The following is a 1,653-nucleotide window of genomic DNA, read 5'->3' on the forward strand; positions in this document are numbered from 1 at the left end:
GGGGAGGGGGGGGGGGGGCCGGGGGCGGGGGTGGCGGTGACGGACGGCGGGGCGCGGCGGACGCTGGTGGTCGCGGCGGGCGGGGCAGTGCTGGCCCTGCGCGGAACGGTGCTGGCGTGCGCGATGTCAGGGGGTGACGGAGGGGGCGAGAAGCAACGGGAGGAGAAGTAGGCCTCCCGAGCGGAGAAGCCGGCGGGCAAGCCGTCGCCGGAGGGCGGGGAGAAGCAGGCCGGGGGGAACGCGGAGCCGCGGGAGGGGGCATCCGAGTCGGCGGAGCCTGCGGCCGGTTCGAGCGCGCCCGCCGACGGCTTCACCCCGCGCTCCGATGACGACTTCTTCTTCACGATGGCCCTGCCCAAGGGCTGGCACCGCACCGGGATCGCGGGGCGGAACTCCGGCGGGATCTACAGCCTGTCCGGCGGATTCCCGCGCATCCAGGTCGACTTCAACAGCAGCCCCGGCTCCGACGCCGCCGCCGCGTGGAAGAGCCTGGAGCCCGCGGTCGCCGGTTCCTCCTCCGGCTACCGCCGGATCTCCATCAAGGAGGTCGAGTGGCGCGGCTACCCGACCGTCGCCGACTGGACCTTCGAGCGGAACCAGAACGGGCAGCGCGTACGGGTCCTCAACCGGGGGTTCAAGGTGGACGGTTCGCACGGCTACTCCATCATGATCTCCTGCCGGGCGGACGCGTGGGACGGGAAGGAGTGCCGGACGCTCCGCGACAGGGCGTTCGACTCCTTCCGCCCCAAGGGCTGACCGGGGCGCGCCTCGGGCACGTATCGTGACTTCTCGGGGAGGCGTCGTGAACGACTACGCGGGTCGGGTGCTGGCCGACCGCTACCGCCTGCCGCGTACCCCGCGCTCCGACGCGCCGTACGAGCCGGTGGAGACGCGGGCGTACGACACGTACAGCGGCCAGGAGGTCCACGTACGGCAGGTGCCGCTGCCGGAGGTGGTGGAGGCCGAGGTCGTCGGGGCCGAGGCCATCGGGGACGGGGGCGTCGGGGACGCGAGGGCGTACGGCGCGCGGCCCGGCTCGGCGGCCGGGGGCGGCGATCCGGCGGTGCGGCGGGCGATCGAGGCGGTCAAGGCGGCGGCCGCGCTGCCGGACCATCCGCGGCTGGGCCAGGTCTTCGACGTGTTCGCCGACGGCGGCAGCCTGTGGATCGTGAGTGAACTGCTGCGCGCCCGGCCGCTGGCGGCGCTGCTCGCCGAACGCCCGCTGCCGCCGCACCGCGCCGCGGAGGTTGCGGCGGACCTCCTCGCGGCCCTCCGCACCGTCCACGCCCACGGCTGGACCCACGGCAACATCACCCCCCACACGGTCCTGATCTGCGACGACGGCCGCGCGATCCTCACGGGGCTGGGGGTTGGCGCGGCGCAGGAGGCGCTGTGCGGGTACGACCCGCTGCCGAGGGCGGCCGGGGCCGCACCGGAGGTGGAGCCGGGGGGTGAGCCGGCGGCTGGGGCCGCCGCCGGGTCCGCCCTCGGGACGGCGCCGGGGCGCCGCCGGGAGCCCGGCGGCGGCCGGGGGCGCGAGGGGCGCGCGGGCGAGGGCGCCGTGCGTCATGGGCTGCCCGTGCCGCGTGTCGGGGACGGGGCCGCTGACGGGCCCGCGGGCTCACAGCACGCCGAAGGCGGGGCCGTCTGGGG

1 protein-coding gene and 1 pseudogene are annotated in these 1,653 nt (G+C 76.6%); both read left to right on the forward strand.

The window, feature by feature from the left end; genetic code table 11:
* Positions 1-345 precede the first annotated feature (345 nt).
* The gene (locus AOK16_RS23680) at positions 346-756 is read left to right on the forward strand and encodes a hypothetical protein (protein WP_055474163.1); all 411 of its coding nucleotides are present in this window, start codon (positions 346-348) and stop codon (positions 754-756) included.
* Between the two features lie 46 nt (positions 757-802).
* Positions 803-1,653 (forward strand): annotated as a pseudogene (locus tag AOK16_RS23685) (hypothetical protein); the annotation flags it as partial.

It is taken from the genome of Streptomyces pathocidini, from assembly GCF_001418495.1.
Lineage (GTDB): Bacteria > Actinomycetota > Actinomycetes > Streptomycetales > Streptomycetaceae > Streptomyces > Streptomyces pathocidini.